General features: G+C 56.6%; 11 protein-coding genes. 9 read left to right on the forward strand and 2 right to left on the reverse strand.

The features are described from left to right. The first annotated feature begins 315 nt into the window (after positions 1-315). The 8 genes from GSD1FS_RS03360 to GSD1FS_RS03395 all read left to right on the forward strand — a co-directional run bounded on the left by GSD1FS_RS03360 (position 316) and on the right by GSD1FS_RS03395 (position 13,434). On the forward strand, positions 316-1,698 hold the full coding sequence (locus GSD1FS_RS03360) for a GH1 family beta-glucosidase (protein WP_155588364.1): 1,383 nt from the start codon (positions 316-318) through the stop codon (positions 1,696-1,698). 460 nt (positions 1,699-2,158) lie between these two features. After that, a complete protein-coding gene (locus GSD1FS_RS03365; protein ID WP_155588365.1) occupies positions 2,159-3,550 on the forward strand; it encodes an ABC transporter substrate-binding protein in 1,392 nt (463 codons plus the stop codon). Between the two features lie 302 nt (positions 3,551-3,852). Continuing rightward, a complete protein-coding gene (locus GSD1FS_RS03370) occupies positions 3,853-4,296 on the forward strand; it encodes a hypothetical protein (protein ID WP_155588366.1) in 444 nt (147 codons plus the stop codon). Between the two features lie 476 nt (positions 4,297-4,772). Beyond that, a complete protein-coding gene (locus GSD1FS_RS03375) occupies positions 4,773-6,161 on the forward strand; it encodes an ABC transporter substrate-binding protein (protein ID WP_155588367.1) in 1,389 nt (462 codons plus the stop codon). Between the two features lie 1,122 nt (positions 6,162-7,283). After that, positions 7,284-8,345 (forward strand): carbohydrate ABC transporter permease, encoded by a 1,062-nt coding sequence (locus GSD1FS_RS03380; RefSeq protein WP_155588368.1) that lies wholly within the window; start codon positions 7,284-7,286, stop codon positions 8,343-8,345. Next, positions 8,342-9,280 carry a carbohydrate ABC transporter permease gene (locus tag GSD1FS_RS03385; RefSeq protein ID WP_246165761.1) on the forward strand — a complete coding sequence of 313 codons (939 nt, stop codon included), beginning with the start codon at positions 8,342-8,344 and terminating at the stop codon, positions 9,278-9,280. Before GSD1FS_RS03380 ends, GSD1FS_RS03385 begins: the two co-directional genes overlap by 4 nt. Positions 9,281-9,448: 168 nt before the next feature. Further along, positions 9,449-12,160 (forward strand): glycoside hydrolase family 2 protein, encoded by a 2,712-nt coding sequence (locus GSD1FS_RS03390; RefSeq protein WP_155588369.1) that lies wholly within the window; start codon positions 9,449-9,451, stop codon positions 12,158-12,160. 218 nt (positions 12,161-12,378) lie between these two features. Continuing rightward, positions 12,379-13,434 (forward strand): LacI family DNA-binding transcriptional regulator, encoded by a 1,056-nt coding sequence (locus GSD1FS_RS03395; RefSeq protein ID WP_155588370.1) that lies wholly within the window; start codon positions 12,379-12,381, stop codon positions 13,432-13,434. A 27-nt stretch (positions 13,435-13,461) separates the two neighbouring features. Here the strand turns inward: GSD1FS_RS03395 and GSD1FS_RS03400 are convergent, their stop codons facing one another. After that, positions 13,462-14,088, reverse strand: coding sequence for a YesL family protein (locus GSD1FS_RS03400; protein ID WP_343030189.1), 627 nt, complete (start codon positions 14,086-14,088; stop codon positions 13,462-13,464). A 33-nt stretch (positions 14,089-14,121) separates the two neighbouring features. After that, entirely contained in the window at positions 14,122-14,853 is a 732-nt protein-coding gene (locus tag GSD1FS_RS03405) for a hypothetical protein (protein ID WP_155588372.1), read from the reverse strand. A gap of 344 nt (positions 14,854-15,197) precedes the next feature. Between GSD1FS_RS03405 and GSD1FS_RS03410 the strand changes: the two genes are divergently transcribed. Continuing rightward, entirely contained in the window at positions 15,198-17,390 is a 2,193-nt protein-coding gene (locus GSD1FS_RS03410; RefSeq protein WP_155588373.1) for an alpha-galactosidase, read from the forward strand. Positions 17,391-17,613: the final 223 nt, after the last annotated feature.

Here is a 17,613-nt window from a genome sequence, read left to right on the forward strand (position 1 = left end):
CGCAGGCGCCAACACGCCGAAAGTTCAACGGGCTCACAAAAGCGGGGGCGCGCGCTACGATAGCGATTGTTATTTACTGCGGATGTGACGCTGGCGGTGTGCGTTGTGTGAGCGCGCAGGCGAACGTTATATTCGCTGAAGCGCATAAGTACGCGTGTGCACAGTTGCGCGTGCGAACTTGCGCGCAGAGCATGGCGTGACCGGCGAATCGGCGGTGTGCCGATGGCGCGGTTCTGCACAATGACAAGGAAAACGCGGCTTGGCGAACCAGGTTGCGCAACCGGCATCAATGATCGATAGAATAGGCAGGCAGATATGACAACGACATTCCCAGAAGGATTCATGTTCGGCACGGCCACGGCCGCCTACCAGATCGAGGGGGCTGCTTCGGAAGACGGCCGCACGCCGTCGATTTGGGACACCTTCTCGCACACTCCCGGTCACGTGCTGAACGGTGACACCGGTGATAAGGCGGACGATTTCTACCATCGCTGGCAAGAAGACCTGAAACTGATTCGCGACCTCGGCGTGAACGCATACCGCTTCTCGATCGGCATTCCGCGCGTGATCCCGACGCCTGACGGCAAGCCGAACGAAAAGGGGCTTGACTTCTATGAGCGCATCGTGGACCAGTTGCTCGAATATGGCATCGATCCGGTCGTGACGCTGTATCACTGGGATTTGCCGCAGTATTTGAACGAAAATCCGCAGACCGATGGCTGGCTGAATCGCGATACCGCATACCGCATGGCCGAGTATGCCGGCATTGTGGCCAAGCGGCTCGGGGATCGCGTGCACACCTACACCACGCTGAACGAACCGTGGTGCTCAGCTCATCTGAGCTATGGCGGCACGGAGCACGCTCCCGGCTTGGGCGGTGGCCCGCTCGCGTTCCGCGCCGCGCATCACCTGAATCTGGCGCATGGCTTGATGTGCGAGGCTGTGCGCGCCGAGGCGGGCCCCAAGCCTGATCTTTCGGTGACGTGCAATCTGCAGATCAACCGTGGTGACTCCGACGCCGTGCACCGCGTTGACTTGATTGCCAACCGCGTGTTCCTCGACCCGATGCTGCGCGGCTACTACCCAGATGAACTGTTTGCGATCACGAAGGGCATCTGCGATTGGGAGTTCGTGCGCGACGGCGACCTCGAGCTGATTCACCAGCCGATCGACGTGCTCGGCTTGAACTATTACTCGACCGGCTTGCTCGCGATGAGCGACCGCCCGCAATTCCCGCAGAGCACTGCCGCTTCAACGGCTCCGGGTGCAAGCGACATCGACTGGTTGCCCACCAAGGGCCCGCACACCGAAATGGGCTGGAACATCGACCCTGACGCGCTCTACAACACGCTGGTTCGCCTGAACGATGATTACGATCACATTCCGCTCGTCGTCACCGAGAACGGCATGGCGTGCCCCGACAAGGTTGAGGTGAGCGCCGACGGCGTGAAGGCAGTGCACGATGGCGACCGTATCGACTACCTGAGCCGCCACCTCGATGCCGTGCATCGCGCGATCGACGAGGGCAGCAACGTCATCGGCTATTTCGTGTGGTCGCTTATGGACAACTTCGAGTGGGCATTCGGCTATTCGAAGCGCTTCGGACTGCTGTACGTCGACTACGACAGCGAGGAGCGCATCAAGAAAGACAGCTACAACTGGTACCGCAACTTCATCGCTGAGCATTCCGCCAAGTGATCGATGGCGTGATACTTGTGCGGCATAGTGTTGCTTAATCGCTTATGCTGATTAAATCAGTGCCTTTGCTTACTAGTGCTTCTGCCCGCGCGTTTTCTCGCGGGCAGAAGCACTTTTTGTATCAGTTGCCGTGCTTATGCAGTTCAGGATTCGGACGGCGCGCCGAAATTCGCACACGTTTTTGTGATGTTCTGCAAAGGTTTGCACATCAGTTAGTCCAATCATTCAATAAATTGATAACTGTTGAAAATACTTGAGTTTGACTAATAATATTTTTCTCTCAAGAAAATAATTTCTGAAGAAAAGCGTGCATTTACTGCAACTTAAGCGCTTGACAAAAACATCTGTGCGGTTTTAGTCTGTCAATCATCAAGTTCGCACACCACGAAGTTGCGGTGAGCGAATCCAGCGGTGATTCAAGGCAGAGTCACTGTTCGGGAACCCACATGGGAGGAAGAAAATGAAGGCTAAGAAAATTGCTGCGGTATTCCTGGCTGCTGCGTGCGCAGTGAGCATGGCTGCTTGCGGAGGTAACAGCGCAGACGGCGGCTCGAAGACTGCCGAGGGCAACAAAACAGGCGTCACCTACCCGGAGATCAAGCTCGGTGAGACTGGCAAAGACATCAAGACCACGATCACGTTCATGAACAATCGCACCGACATGAACCTCGACAACTACCCGGGCAAGAACTGGAAGTCATATATCGAAGACTTCAACAAGGTGTACCCGAACATCGAAGTCAAGGTGCAAACTGACTCGAACTATGCGGATTCCTCGCTCACGCGTCTGCAGGCGAACAATGATTCGTGGGACATCATGATGATTCCGGCCGTCGATAAGTCGGAATACAAGAACTATTTCGTGCCGCTTGGAGAGACGGCCGACATGGAGAAGGTTGTGAAGCTCGCCGACGAGAAGGCATATGATGGCCAGACTTACGGCGTCGCCAACAACGGCGTCACGGCTGGCGTGGTCTACAACAAGAAGGTGTTCGAGCAGGCTGGCATCAAGGATCTGCCGAAGACGCCGGAGGAGTTTGTCGCCGACCTGAAGCTCGTCAAAGAGAAGACCGACGCAGTGCCTCTCTACACGAACTTCGCTGAAGAGTGGGCAATGGGCGCATGGGATCAATACATCGGTGGCAATGCCACCGGCGACTCGAAATACATGAACCAGGTGCTGCCGAACACCAAGGATCCGTTCAAGAAGGATTCCACCGACCCCGACACCCACCCATATGCCGTATACAAGACGCTCTACGACGTCGTGTCGAACGGCCTGAACGAAGACGACTACTCGACCACCGATTGGGAGTCTTCGAAGGGCAAGATGAACAATGGTCAGATCGCGACGATGGTGCTTGGTGCTTGGGCTGTGCCGCAGATGAAGCAGGCTGGCGACAACCCGGACGACGTTGGCTACATGCCATTCCCGATCACCGTGAACGGCAAGCAGTATGCCACGATCGCCGGCGATTACTCGATGGCCATCAACAAGAACGTTGACAAAGATCGCCAGGAAGCCTCGATGATCTTCATCAAGTGGATGACTGAGAAGTCGGGCTTCGCGCTCAACGAGGGTGGTATCCCGATCGCTAAAGACGATGACACGATGCCTGAGATCTACGAGCAGTTCAAGGATGTTGAGCTGATCACCGACGCTCCTGCAAAGAAAGGTCAGGAAGATCTGCTCGCCAATGTGAACTCTGACTCTGAGCTCGGCGTCAACAATGGTAACGGCAAGAAGATTCAAGATATCGTTGTTCAGGCTTCCACCAAGGCGAAGACCATCGACCAGATCATGGACGAGTGGAACGCCAAGTGGTCGCAAGCCGTTGAAGACAACCAGTGAGTGAATCCGACAGTCGATGTCCCTCTCTGCTAGGTGCGTCAGCATTGCGCTGGCGCACCTTTTCTTTATTCGTATGCATTGCGCGCACGGTTAGCAGATCCATTCTGCTCAGTACACGCGAAAGGCTCTGTTCGTGCACAGTTAGCAGTTTCGTTCTGCTCGCTGTGCGCGTGCGAGTCTCTTCGTGCACGCTGAGCAGGTTTGTTCTGCTGGTTGCAGCGGAGCGATCTTCTTCGTGCACAGTTAGCAGTCCCGTTCTGTTAGCTGTGCACGTACATATCTCTTTGCGCACGTTTAGCAGGATGCTTCTGTTCGCTGCAGTTGAAGATGCTGCTTATCGTGCACTGAGCAGCTTCGTCCTGTTGGTTGTGCGTGTACGCGTCTCTTCGCGTGCAGTTGACAGTCCCGTTCTGCTCGGCGTGCGCGGGGAATTCTGCTTGCGTGCATATAACAGATTGATTCTGTTCAATGTGTGCGAAGCGCTTTGTTTACCTGCACCCAACAGAACAGTTCTGCTTATTGCAGTTGAAGAGGCTGCTTATCGTGCACTGAGCAGCTTCGTTCTGTTGGGCGTGCGTGTACGCGTCTCTTCGCGTGCAGTTAGCAGGAGGTTTCTGTTGGTTGCAGTTGAAGAGGTTACTTCGCGTGCAGATAGCAGATTTGTTCTGCTCGGTGTGTTTGGAGGAGCTTGCTCACGTGCAATGAACAGATTGATTCTGCGGCGTGCAGGTGAAAGGCAGCGCTGATGTGTGTCAGCACACTGGCATGTGGCAGCAGATGGGCGTGTCGGCATAGCGAAGCGGTGCAATACTTCGGCATGAGCTGTCTGAGAAGGCGGCTTAGTGCTTGGAAAATCAAGGATTTGTGAGCTGAAAACGGTTGCAAATAGTAGTATGAAGCGCTTCAGAAATATATTGAGATAATTAATTAGGCATATCCGATGCAGCAGTATGCCAAACTATAAGAAAGTAATAAGAGATCGTTGGAATTACAGTAGAAAAATACTGTTACGCAGAACTTTGCTAGAAATAGTTTCGGACAGAAATATGCGTATAGTGACACGACACAACTTAAGCGCTTGACAAACTGTTTTTCTTTGGTTATTCTGACCTTATTGTTCCTCAAAGCGAGGCAGAGACGCCAAAGAGGGGCAGATAAGCTCAGCGGTGAGTGGGGCATTTGCTTCGGCTCCTCAAGAGCTAGAAGACAGGAAGGAAAACACATGAACGTCAAGAAGATTGCAGCTGCGGGTATCGCGGCAGCATGCATGCTCAGCATGGCAGCTTGCGGCGGCAACAGCGGCAGCGGCGATTCGTCTGCAACCAACAACAAGGCAGGCGTGACCTACCCAGAGATCAAGCTCGGCGAGACCGGCAAAGACATCAAGACCACGATCACGTTCTTCAACGGTCGTACTGATATGGGTCTGGCTTCGTACCCGGGCAAGAACTGGGAATCCTACATCAAGGACTTCAATGCGATGTACCCGAACATCACCGTTAAGTCTCAGACCGATTCCAACTATGCAGACTCCGCTCTGACCCGTCTGCAGGCAAACAACGACTCCTGGGACATCATGATGATCCCGGCAGTCGATCGTTCCGAGTTCTCCAACTACTTCGTCTCGTACGGCAAGACCGAAGACATGGATAAGGAGATCAAGCTCGCTAACGAGAAGGCTTACGACGGCCAGACCTACGGCATCGCAACCGACGGCCAGACCTCCGGCGTCGTCTACAACGCCAAGGTCTTCAAGGAGGCCGGCGTGACCGACCTGCCGAAGACCCCGGAAGAGTTCCAGGCGGCCCTCAAGGCAGTCAAGGAAAAGACCAAGGCTACTCCGCTCTACACGAACTTCGCTGAAGAGTGGGCAATGGGTGCTTGGGATGCCTACATCGGCGGCAACGCCACCGGCGACCCGAAGTTCATGAACCAGGTCATGCCGCACGACAAGACCCCGTTCGCCAAGGATTCCAAGGATCCTGACACGCATCCATATGCCGTCTACAAGACGCTCTACGACGCGGTTGCCAACGGCTACACCGAAGACGATTACTCCACCACCGATTGGGAGTCTTCGAAGGGCAAGATGAACAACGGCGAAATCGCCACGATGGTTCTCGGCGCTTGGGCTGTGCCGCAGATGAAGCAGGCTGGCGACAACGCTGACGACGTGCAGTACATGCCATTCCCGATCACCGTGAACGGCAAGCAGTACGCAACGCTCGCGGGCAACTACTCGATGGGCATCAACAAGAACGTTGACAAGGATCGTCAGGAAGCTGCAATGATCTTCGTCAAGTGGATGACCGAGAAGTCCGGCTACTCCAAGAACGAGGGCGGCATCCCGATCGTCAAGGACGACAACTCCTACCCAGACACCTATGAGCACTTCAAGGACGTCGAGCTGATCGTCGACGATCCGGCGAAGGAAGGCGAAGAAGATCTGTTCGCAGACATCAACTCCGACTCCGAGCTCGGCATCAACAACGGCAACGGCAAGAAGGTGCAAGACATCGTTGTGGCTGCTGCCAACAAGTCCAAGACGATCGATCAGATCATGGACGAGTGGAACCAGAAGTGGGGCGCGGCAGTCGAGTCTGAGTCCTGATTCTAACCACTTGATTTCCCTTTCTCCTCAACATCAGTAACGCTGGGCCGGCAAGACTATCTTGCCGGCCCAGCGTTTTTGTCGCTGAGGATAGCGCGGTTCTCAGAGGTCGCGCACGTGGGTGGTAGGGAATCGAGGAACGGAGGAAGGGAAGGAGAAAAGGAAAGGGGAAGGGAGGTAAAAGATTGTTGCGCATTAATACGCGGATTGCGCTGTAATGGTTGGCGGGTGCTTAGAGGGGGGCGGGAGCGGGGCGTGGAGAGGGCGACGGGAAGCTGTGCATAGAAGGGCAAAGGAAGGCTATACGTGCCTGTAGAAGAGCGAATACTGGCGATGCTGTGCAGAAGTGGCTCGGCAGTTGGCATTACACGCTTAAGTAACGCTGCTTCAGCGTGTCGCTATATTGTTCAGCGAGGATACCAATATGTGCGCAGCGGTGCGCACATATACTTTGCATTGTGTTGTCAATGCTCAAGATCGCTGAAATATCAACGATCTCGAGCTAGTAATTTGAAATTGAACAGTGTGCTTAAGTAACTGAAATAATAATATAAACTCGAATCGTGCAGACGAAGTCTTCAAAAATAGTAATTCAGGTAATTCATCTGCGAAAAACGTTGATATTTCAATGAAAGTCAAACGTTTACACTATCAAGTTTTAGACAGATCCACACAAGAAGATGGTCATATAGCGACACGACACAACTTAAGCGCTTGACAAACTTTGTGAGTACTCGTATATTGAAAACATCACTTATCACAGGCAGGCAGAGAAGCCTGAGGTGGGTACCGCATCAACTCAACGTCGAGCGACTATCTCGGAGCTGAGAAGTGGCGGTTCGCAAATGCTCCGGCATTCGCGAAGAGGCAAGGAAGGAAAGAAGAACATGGACGTCAACGCGATTCACGCAATCGTCGGACGCCTGGCAACGTCAGGCAGATCCCCGTGCAATGAAGCAACCGAGCATGAGAGTCTCGACGAAATCTTCCAGTTGCTCAGCGAATAACTCACATAACTGCTGAAGCGCTTAGTTTCGTCAGGAACTGCGAATCTTCAATCCGCGCCCAGTCGGGCATCCAGAACTCACAGTCAAACAAGCTTTTCTAAGAAAAGAGAACATCATGACTAGCACACAGTCAGCTGCGGTTGCTGCAGAGGAAATTCCTTTCAATAAGCACCGCCGCGATTGGAAGAAGACGGGAATCATCGTCCTCTTCTGCATTCTGCCGATCGCATTGCTCCTCGTTTTCACGTATCTGCCGTTCTTCCAAATGTGCGGATACAGCTTCTACAAGATGAAGTACATCGGTACGCCGAAGTTCGTTGGTCTGAAGAACTACATCGACATCTTCACCCGTCCTGATCTGCTCGGCACACTGAAGCTCTCGCTCTACTACATGGTCGGCGCGCTGATCCAGGTGGCTCTCGCCCTGTACCTCGCAACGGTGCTCTCGTTCAAGACCCGCGGCGGCAGCTTCTTCAAGGGCGCGTTGTTCTTCCCATACCTCATCAACGGCATCGCCATCGGCTTCATCTTCAAGTTCTTCTACACCCGCGGCTACGTGCTCGACTCCGTGCTGCAGTGGTGCGGATTCAGCCTCGATCAGCTGCCGTACTGGCTGCGTGACCAGCGCATCAACAACTGGTCGCTCGTCTACTCTTCGGTGTGGCGCTACCTCGGCCAGACGATGATCCTGTTCATCGGCGCGATCATGTCGATCGACAGCTCGCTCTACGAAGCAGCTGAAATCGACGGCGCGAACAAGTGGCAGCAGTTCAAGCACATCATTCTTCCGGGCATCCAGACGATCCTCGTGCTCAACATCATCCTGTCGATCACCGGTTCGCTCTCCGCCTTCGAAGCGCCATACGTCATCACCTCCGGCGCCAACGGCACTGGCACCTTCTTCGTGCAGATGGATAAGATCGCTCACTCTGATCAGAAGGTCGGCCTGGCATCGGCAATGGCTGTGGTGCTCCTTGTGATCATCATGATCTGCGCATTGCTGCAAAAGATCATCATGAACTTCCTCTTCCGCGATGCAGACGACGGCACTGCCAAGGCTCGCAAGCATGCGCAGAAGGTCGAAAAAGCACGTCGTAAGGCAATGCGCAAGGCTAACCGCGTGTCTGCAACGGCAGCTCCAATCATCAAGAACGGTTCGGCGGTGAGCTCGAAATGACCAGCGGTGTCATTGATCCGAGCACACCTGATTTGAAGAAAGAAACGAAGATGGAAGCACAAGCAACAGCTCAAGCGGTTGAGAAAGTCAGCCCGCTCTATCACGTTCGTCGCGGATTCATCGTATTCCTGAAGTATTTCAGCCTGATCTTCATCACGTTCTGGATTCTTCTGCCACTGGTCTCCTGCGTGTGGACGGCAGCGAAGACGGAACAGGAATATCAGACGACCTCCGTCATGACGATGCCTCACAACTGGTTCAACTTCTCGAACTACGTTGAAGCGTTCAAGCTCTCGAACATGGCCGTCGCATTCCGCAACAGCTTCATCGTGCTGGTCTGCGTCTGCTTCATGACGACGATCATCGGTACGCAGCTCGCTTACGTGCTGAGCCGCTTCACCTTCCCGGGCAACGCGATCATCCGTGGCGCATTCACCATCGCAGCACTGCTGCCGGGTATCGCAATGCAGGTCGCCGTCTACAAGATCATGGGCAACCTCCACATGATCAACTCGCTCTGGGGCTACATCATCATGTCGATGGGCACCGACGTCATCTCGATCTACATCTTCATTCAGTACTTCGAGAACCTGCCGATCTCGCTCGACGAGGCCGCAATGATCGACGGCGCGAGCTACTTCACGATCTACGGTCGCATTCTGCTCCCGCTGCTCAAGCCGGCAATCGTCACCGCGCTGATCCTCAAGGGCGTCGGCATCTACAACGAGTACTACGCCGCGAACTTGTATCTGCAAGATAAACAGAAGCTAGGCACAGTGGCAATCTCGCTATACGCGTTCACTGGCCCGCAAGGTTCTAAATACAACCTGATCTGCGCCGGCGTGATCGTCACGCTGCTGCCCGCCTTGATCTTGTTCCTGATCTTCCAGAAGCAGATCTACAACGGCGTTGCGGCTGGCGCTGTCAAGGAGTAACAGACTTTCCATCCCCTTTCCTCATCAAGGAGCCGTGCCGATTGGCCAACCGGTCGGCACGGCTCCTCTCTTCTGTTTAATTTCACTTATTACTGATTACGCTCTTTTCTTAAATTTATTCATTAGATTTATTGACATGAGTTAGCAATTCCCCGTAAGGAGATACTGATGATTCACACACCAAGCACGTTTGCTCCGCTGAGCAAGGGCTGGACGCTGACGGCTATGAATCCCGACGTGGTTCCAGAGGGTCTGCGCGACCAGCTCGTCGCCGGCATTCCGGCGACCGTTCCGGGCGAGGCGACGCTTGACCTGCTCAATGCCGGTCTGATTCCAGACCCGTTCGATGGCGACAATGAGAACAAACTGCAGTGGATCGGCGACGTTGACTGGCGCTTCACCTGCCACTTCGATTGGAAGGCCGACGAGAACACTCGCCACGACTTGGTTGCTTACGGACTCGACACCGTGGCTTCGATCGCCGTGAACGGCGATCCGGTGGGCGAGACGCAGAACTGCCACCGCAGCTACCGCTGGGACATTCGCGAGCTGCTGCACGACGGCGCCAATGAGCTGACCGTGACGTTCATGAGCCCGGTTCGCTTCTCCGACATGGAAGAGCAGCGCCGCGGCTACTACCCGCACACCGAACACCACGCATTCAACCAGATTCGCAAGCCGAGCTATTCGTTTGGCTGGGATTGGGGTGTCGACGTGGCGAATGCCGGCATCTGGCGCGAGATCGGCATTGACTCTTGGAGCGGCGTGCGCCTCGCTGAGGTTCGCCCGCTCGTTGACGTTGCCTCCGATGGCACCGGCATTCTGAACGTGCATGTGAAGGTTGAGCGCGAGGGGGCCGGCCGCATTATGAACCCGATGGATGCTCACAAGTTCCAGACTCCGGTTCCTGTGCACGTGACGCTCGAAGGCTACGGCTCGATGCTCGAAGCCGACGGTTCTGTGGATCAGGGTCGCGATGAGACGACGATTACGATTGCCGTTCCGAACGCGAAGCTGTGGTGGCCGCTCGGCTACGGCGACCAGCCGCTCTACAGCGTCGACATCACCGCTGGCGCTGACCTGCAGGCTGAGTGGAAGGGACGCGTGGGCTTCCGCACCACGCACGTCGACACCCGCGCCGACGATTATGGCCGCCCGTTCCAGATCTACGTGAACGACGTGCCGGTGCACGCGCACGGCTACAACTGGATTCCTGATGACGCGTTCATCGCCCGCGTGACGAAGAAAGACTACGAGCGCGGCGTTCGCGATCTCGTGGAATCGAATTCGAACATGATTCGCGTGTGGGGTGGCGGCATCTACGAAGATGACGAACTCTACGACCTGTGCGATGAGTATGGCGTGATGGTGTGGCAGGACTTCATGCTTGCCTGTGCTGCATACCCGGAAGACGCCGAGACGAAGGAAGAGGTCGAGGCAGAGGCGCGCGAGGCGATTATTCGCCTGTCTCCTCACCCGAGCTTGATCGTGTGGAACGGCTCCAACGAGAACTACGTTGCATACGCTGAGTGGGGCGGCTACAAGCAGGCCGTTCGCGATGACGATCTGCCGGCGAACGAATACGGCTACGGCGAGAAAGGTTGGGGTGATTACTATTACTCCGAGCTGTTCCCGCAGCTGCTCGCACAGCTCGACCCGACGCACGTGTATTTGCCAAGCTCCCCGATGAGCTTCACGAAGTTCACGAATGCGAACTGGGACACCGATGGCACAATGCACATCTGGGACGCTTGGAATCGCAAGGATTACCGCATCTACGCCGAATACACTCCGCGCTTCGCAGACGAATTCGGCTATCAGGCTCCTCCGGCATGGAGCACGCTCGTCGGCGCTGTGCACGACGAGAAGCTCGAGCCGTTCGGCAAGCAGATGCTCGTGCATCAGAAGGCAATGGGAGGCAACTACAAGCTCGCCCGTGGCATGCGTTCGCACATCACCCCTGGTCACCTCGATGACGTGAGTTTCGGCGGCGTGGTCAACGGCAAGCCAAGCGATGGCGAGCACAGCTGGCTGATTCCTACCGACAACTGGGACGATATTCAGGATTGGCACTGGGCCACTCAGCTGCAGCAGGCACAGGCCATGCGCTTCGGTGTGGAGCACATGCGCGGCTTGGCTCCGGTCAACGCCGGTGCGCTGATCTGGCAGCTCAACGACGACTGGCCGGTCGTTTCGTGGGCAGCCGTTGACTTCAACGGCCACCGCAAGCCGGTCTGGTATGCTTCCCGCGACTTCTTCGCGCCGCGCTTGGCCACCATTCAGCCGCGCACGAGCGAGGAATACCGCGAGACGCACAGCTGGGAAGGCGTGAAGGTCGACACCGATCACCTCGAGCTGATCGTGCTCAACGACACGAACACTCCGTGGAGCGGCAGCTGGAAGGTGTCGCGCGTCGACTTCGACGGCAATGTGCTCGCCACGCAGGAGATCGCCGATGTTGAGCTCGATGCGGCAAGCCACAAGGGCTACCCGCTGAACGACGAGATCGTCGATTTCGATGATGCGAACAATGAGCTGATCATTGCCGTGCCGTCCGACGACTCCTTCGCCCGCGTCATCTACAACCCGGCTGAGATCCTCACGCAGGAACTCGTGGCTCCGGCGCAGGCGTTCAGCACGCAGGCAGAGCGCACCGCAGACGGTGTTGAGCTGACGGTGACCGCGAACGACTACGTGCGCGACCTGTTCTGCATGGTCGACAAGGTTGACGAGAAGGCGACCGTTGAAGAAGGCCTCGTTTCGCTGCTTCCAGGCGAATCGGTAACCTTCCACATCGGCACCGACTACGCAGGCGATCCGAACGATTTCGCCGCGGCGAACGTGCTGCGTAGCGCAAACGATCTGAAGCGCGACTTCTGATCGAATTCGGCCTGTGCGCGGGGTGCCGCGCACAGGCCTGCACATGCATTCTCCGCCATTCTCTCGCCGGTGAAGCGCATAAGCATATGACGACTCTGCATGTGCATGGAAAAGTGGCGATTGGCTTGAGTCGATGACGACTTCCGGTTATCTTTGTTTAAGTAGATTAAGCACAGAGGTCTGCCACGCACTGAACATTTCAGTTGATTGGAGAGAGCATGGTGGCGCAAAAAGCAAAAGTGACGATTTTTGACGTTGCAAAAGCTTCTGGCGTGTCGAGCAGCGCCGTTTCGTATGCGTTGAACGGCAAGCCGGGCGTCTCAGACGCCACGCGTGAAAAAGTCTTGCAAGAGGCGCGCAAACTGGGGTGGCGTCCTAATGGTGCGGCGCAGTCACTAGCGCAATCGCGCACCCGTCGCATCGGCTTGGTGCTGGGTTACGACCCGCAATTGCTCTCCGTCGAGCCTTACATCATGCGCCTCATCTCAGGCTTGGGCTCCGCTCTTGAAGAGCGCGATTATTCGTTGCTGATCCGCATGTCGATGGACGATGACGACGATGTGTCGATTCTCGAAGACTGGATCGCCACCGGCAACGTGGACGCGTTGCTGCTGCTGAACTTGGAGATCGGCGACCCGCGCATCGATTTGATGAAGGCGAACCCGCAAATGCCATGCTTGGCGATCGCGGACGCCTCACTCACGGGCGGTTTGCCAACGTTGACCAGCGACGATGCCGGCGCTTCCGGCACGATGATCCGCTTTCTTGCCTCGCTCGGGCATCGCAATATCGCCCGCGTGGCAGGCCCTGAAGAGCTCGGTCACTCCTATATTCGTGACGCAGCGTTCTCCGAGATCACCACGGAACTCGGCATTCGCTACCGTTGCCTACACGCCGACTACACGCCGGAATCCGGCGCCGACGCCACCAAGCGTCTGTTGAGCGTCACCCCGCGCCCGACGGCGATTATCTACGACAACGATGTGATGGCTTTGGCTGGCGAAAGCGTCGCCTCGATGAAAAACGTCTCCGTGCCCGACGAGCTGTCGATCATCTCGTGGGACGATTCGTTCATGAACGTCGCAGCCCATCCTGCAATCACCGCGTTAGGCCGTAATGTGCTCGAATCCGGCCGCTTGGCAGCGCAGCTCATGCTCAAACTCATCGACGGCGAAGAAGTCGAAGATGTGCAGGAGCCCCCATATGAGCTCGTCGAGCGTGACTCCACCGGCCCGCCCCCAAGGAGTAAGTTCGCCGCGCACTCTCAGAGGTGAACAATATCCTTCGCAGGTGAATAATCGTTACTCCAGGGCGAAGGCGCGGCGAATCATCAGCATATCCACCCACGCAGTGCCGCCGCCGGCGAAGATGCACCAGACAAGCGGCACCCATGCGACGGCGCTCGGAACGGTGGCGAGCAGCAGCACCGGCAGAATATTCAGCGCGACGATGGCAATGGCGACGAACGGTTTCATCATCGCGAGCTTCGCGGACTGCTTGATCTGCTCCCATGCGCTCAGTTTGCTGCGCCCAGACAGCGGCAGTACGAACGCGAACAGCATGGCCACAATAATAAACACGGCAAGTGTGACGCCGTAGAGAATGCTCGCGTTGTCGCCGCTCATGCTGCGCGAAATCCACCACAAATCGAACGCGCCGAGCGCGATGAGCACGCCGAGCACGAGCGAGAGTAGCATGCCCGTGCCGAAACGCCGCTTGAGCGCGCGCCAGAATCCGCGGAAAATACCGTTGTCGCGGTCTTCCTGCATCTCGCGCGCGACTTCGCATGCCGCGGCAGTCGATACGCCGAGCGTCACCACCGGAATACTGCAGACGAACCATGCCACAGACAGCATGGCGATGTCTCCAATGCGGCTCATAACGGTGTTGTATGGGTTGTCTTGACGGAAGATTCCTCCGGCCATGATGTCTCCTTGAAAATTAAGTAAATAAGTCAGTGTTCAGCTGAACATGTATTGAATGAAGTTCTTCGCGGTGTCGAGCTGCTTGGTGTTGGCGACGATGCCGACGAGCGCGTTGCTGTCTGCGTCGGCGATTTTATCCCAACGCGGGGAGTGCTCGAGCAGCAGTCCGTACGGCTCGGATTTGCCTTGCCCGGTGCCGGATTCGTCGATTTCGTCGGTCACGTTGGAGTCGTCGAATCCGTGGAATGCCATTGCGTATTTGCTGACGGTGCTGTATTCGCTCGCGGGCAGAGTGGTCTGCAGATTATCGAAGTACCCGTAGTTTGCCAGCTGTTTGAACACGTCGTGCGGCGCGATGATCACGTCGATCTGCTCGTTGCCAATCATCGTCTGCAATTTAGAGAGTCCGTCTTTGCTCATGTCGAAGTAATCGTCGATGATGACGTCTTTGCCAAGCTTTTGTGAATATTCATCTTTGAGTTTGTCGGCCTCGCCCATCGGCACGCTGCCGCTCACGACGGCGGCGTAGAGCGCGGGGCGCGTGTTCGGGTTCACCAAGCGTACGGTGACGAATACAGCCATGGCGATCACGATGATCGCGGCTACTACCGGCACGAGAAAATGCTCGCGGAAATACGTGGCTTTGTCTTTGTTCGGAATCTTCATGAAGATTTTGATTTTCGACTCACCTTGGTATTGCGGAGTGGAAGCCAAGGTGTCGATCGCCTCGCGCTGCTCCTGCGTGAGTTTCGGCTGCTTGTTGGTCATGAGCCCTCCTGCGATTGCCTGTGTGCCGCTGCGTCTCCGCAGCGCTGTGTTTCCCTGTGCTGCGGCAAGTGTAGCTGTTCAGATGATCTGCCTTGTTCTAACTGAACAGCAACTCGTGTTCGTTTGCGTCGCTTAACCGCTTAATATATTATGAAATCAAGGAAAAGTCAATACAGCTTACCGAACTGCTTTGTGAAACGTTCAGTTACGCGGGGTGAGCGTGCGGCGCGCGCTATGCGCGTTGTGTGCGTGCATTGTGCGCGCGAGCTGATTGGCGTATTACTACGACGTAGAACACTATTGCTCGCCGCCGCTGGCGAGCTCGCACGAGGCAAAGGAGCATCATGTTTGATCAAGGACCACACGTTGTGCTGAGGCGCGACGGCGTATGCATTATTGCGAAGACTCCGGTTGACGATATGCCGCAGATCGAGTACTGGGGGCGCGATTTTACGGTTGCTGGCGGCAGTGCCGAAGAGGCGCTGCGCCAGCTCGATATGATGACACTGAAGGTGCAGACTCCGAGGGAGAAGCCCGATGCCGCCCTGAGGCCATCGCTACTGCCGCAAGGCGCCGAGGCGTGGGCTGGGCGACCGGGGCTCGAATGCTACCGCGGCACTCGCCCTGTGTTCGTTCGCTGGACCAGCGTGGAGAGCTTCGCCGAAGACGTTGACGATGCAGGCAACGCCCGCCGCTTGCACGTGCACGCCGCCGATTCGGTGAACCAAGTCGAATTCGAGCTCACACTCGCATTGCAGCCGGGCGGCTTGGCGGTTGTGACTTCCCGCGTTGAGAATGTCAATATGGAAGACAGCGAGCCGTTGACGATCAACTGGCTCGACGCCACGATGCCGATCCCTCGCCGCGCCGACCACCTGACGCAATTCACCGGCCGTTGGCCGCTCGAAAAGCAGCCGTGGACCTCCGGCTTGCCGGTTGGTTCGGTCACGCGCGATTGCCGCCATGGCAAGACGAGCCACGAAAGCCCATGGCTGTTCATCGCCAGCGACGGCGAACCGAAGTTCGAAAGCGGCGAAGTGTGGGCATGCCATTTGGCGTGGAGCGGCAATCAGACGTATCGCCTCGACAACCTGCCGCAACATGAGCCGTTGCTCGGCGCTGGCGAACTGCTCGGCCCCGGCGAAATTCAGCTGCTGCCGGGCTCTGACTACACGACCCCGCAGGTGTGCTTCTCGTATTCCGCCAACGGTTTGGACGAGATGGCACAACGCTTCCACGTGTGGCTGCGCTCGCTGCCGAACCACGTTAAAACCGACCGCCCAGTGACGCTCAACACATGGGAGGCCGTCTACTTCAACCACGACGAAGCTACGCTGATGAAGCTGGCGGATACCGCGGCTTCCATTGGCGTCGAACGCTTCGTGCTCGACGACGGCTGGTTCCATCTGCGTCGTGATGACACCAAGGGCCTGGGCGACTGGATTGTGGATCCGGAAGTGTGGCCGAACGGTTTGAACGCGCTGGCGGCTCATGTGCACAATCTCGGCATGCAATTCGGCCTGTGGTTCGAGCCAGAGATGATCAACCTCGATTCCAATTGCGCTCGCGAGCATCCGGATTGGATTCTCGCAGCACCGGAAGCCGTGCCATACCGCGAAGATGTGTCATACCGCACGCAGTACGTGCTCGATCTGGCGAACCCCGATGCCTATGCGCATGTGCACAACCAGATGGCGGCTCTCATCGAGGAGCTTGGCATCGACTACATCAAGTGGGACCACAATCGCGACGTCACCGAGCCAGTGCACGACGGGCACTATGGCCTGCACGCACAAACCGAAGCCTGCTACCACCTGTTCGACCAGTTGAAGGCCGAATTCCCGGGCTTGGAAATCGAAAGCTGCGCCTCCGGCGGTGGTCGCACCGACGCCGGCATTCTGCAGCATGCCGACCGCATCTGGGCTTCCGACTCCAACGATCCACGCGATCGCGTCGACATTCAGCGTTACACCGAGTTGATCGTGCCGCCGGAAATGATCGGCGCGCACATTGGGCCAAGCCCGGCGCACTCTACATGGCGCGCCACCGATCTGAGCTACCGCGCGGCGATGTCGCTCGAAGGCTGCTCCGGCTTCGAATGGAACATTCTCGAATGCTCGCCGGAGGAGCTTGAGCAGATCAAGCGCTTCGTCTCGCTCGTCAAGGAACTTCGTGGCATGCTGCACACTGGCAGCGTGAAGCACGCCGACTTCAAAGATCCAGCCTTGCGCGCTCGCGGCGTGGTGAACGCCGATGCGACGCATGCCGTGTGGGTTGTGGCCACTGTCACCAACCTGCGCAATGTGCTCACCGAGCGCCTGTGCCCAGCCGGCATTGATGAGTCGAAAACCTATTCGGTGCGCCTGCGCAAGGAGATCGGTGAATCCCGCTGGGGCTGGAACACCCCTGAATGGATGGCTCCTGCCGAGACGAGCAAGGGTTTCGTAGTCTCCGGCGCTCTGCTCAAGAACGTCGGCCTGCAGATTCCACCGCTGTGGCCAATGCAGGCGATCGTGCTCGACATTCGCGCCCTCTAATAAAGCCATCCGCGTCTCCAAAGGCGCTAAAGTGCTCTGTGAAAGCGCCTCGACGCTTTTGGAAGCCGCATAGCGCAGTTCGCGTAGCTCCGTTTGGGCGTCTGTGCTCCGAGATGCGGGTCGGTTAACGAATCTCAAAGTTAACTGACCCGCATCTTGTTGCATTTATGGGTCATTTAACCGCTCTGGAGGTTAATTCGCCCATATCCAGTCTGGTTTGTGG

Source organism: Bifidobacterium canis (genome assembly GCF_009727065.1).
Lineage (GTDB): Bacteria > Actinomycetota > Actinomycetes > Actinomycetales > Bifidobacteriaceae > Bifidobacterium > Bifidobacterium canis.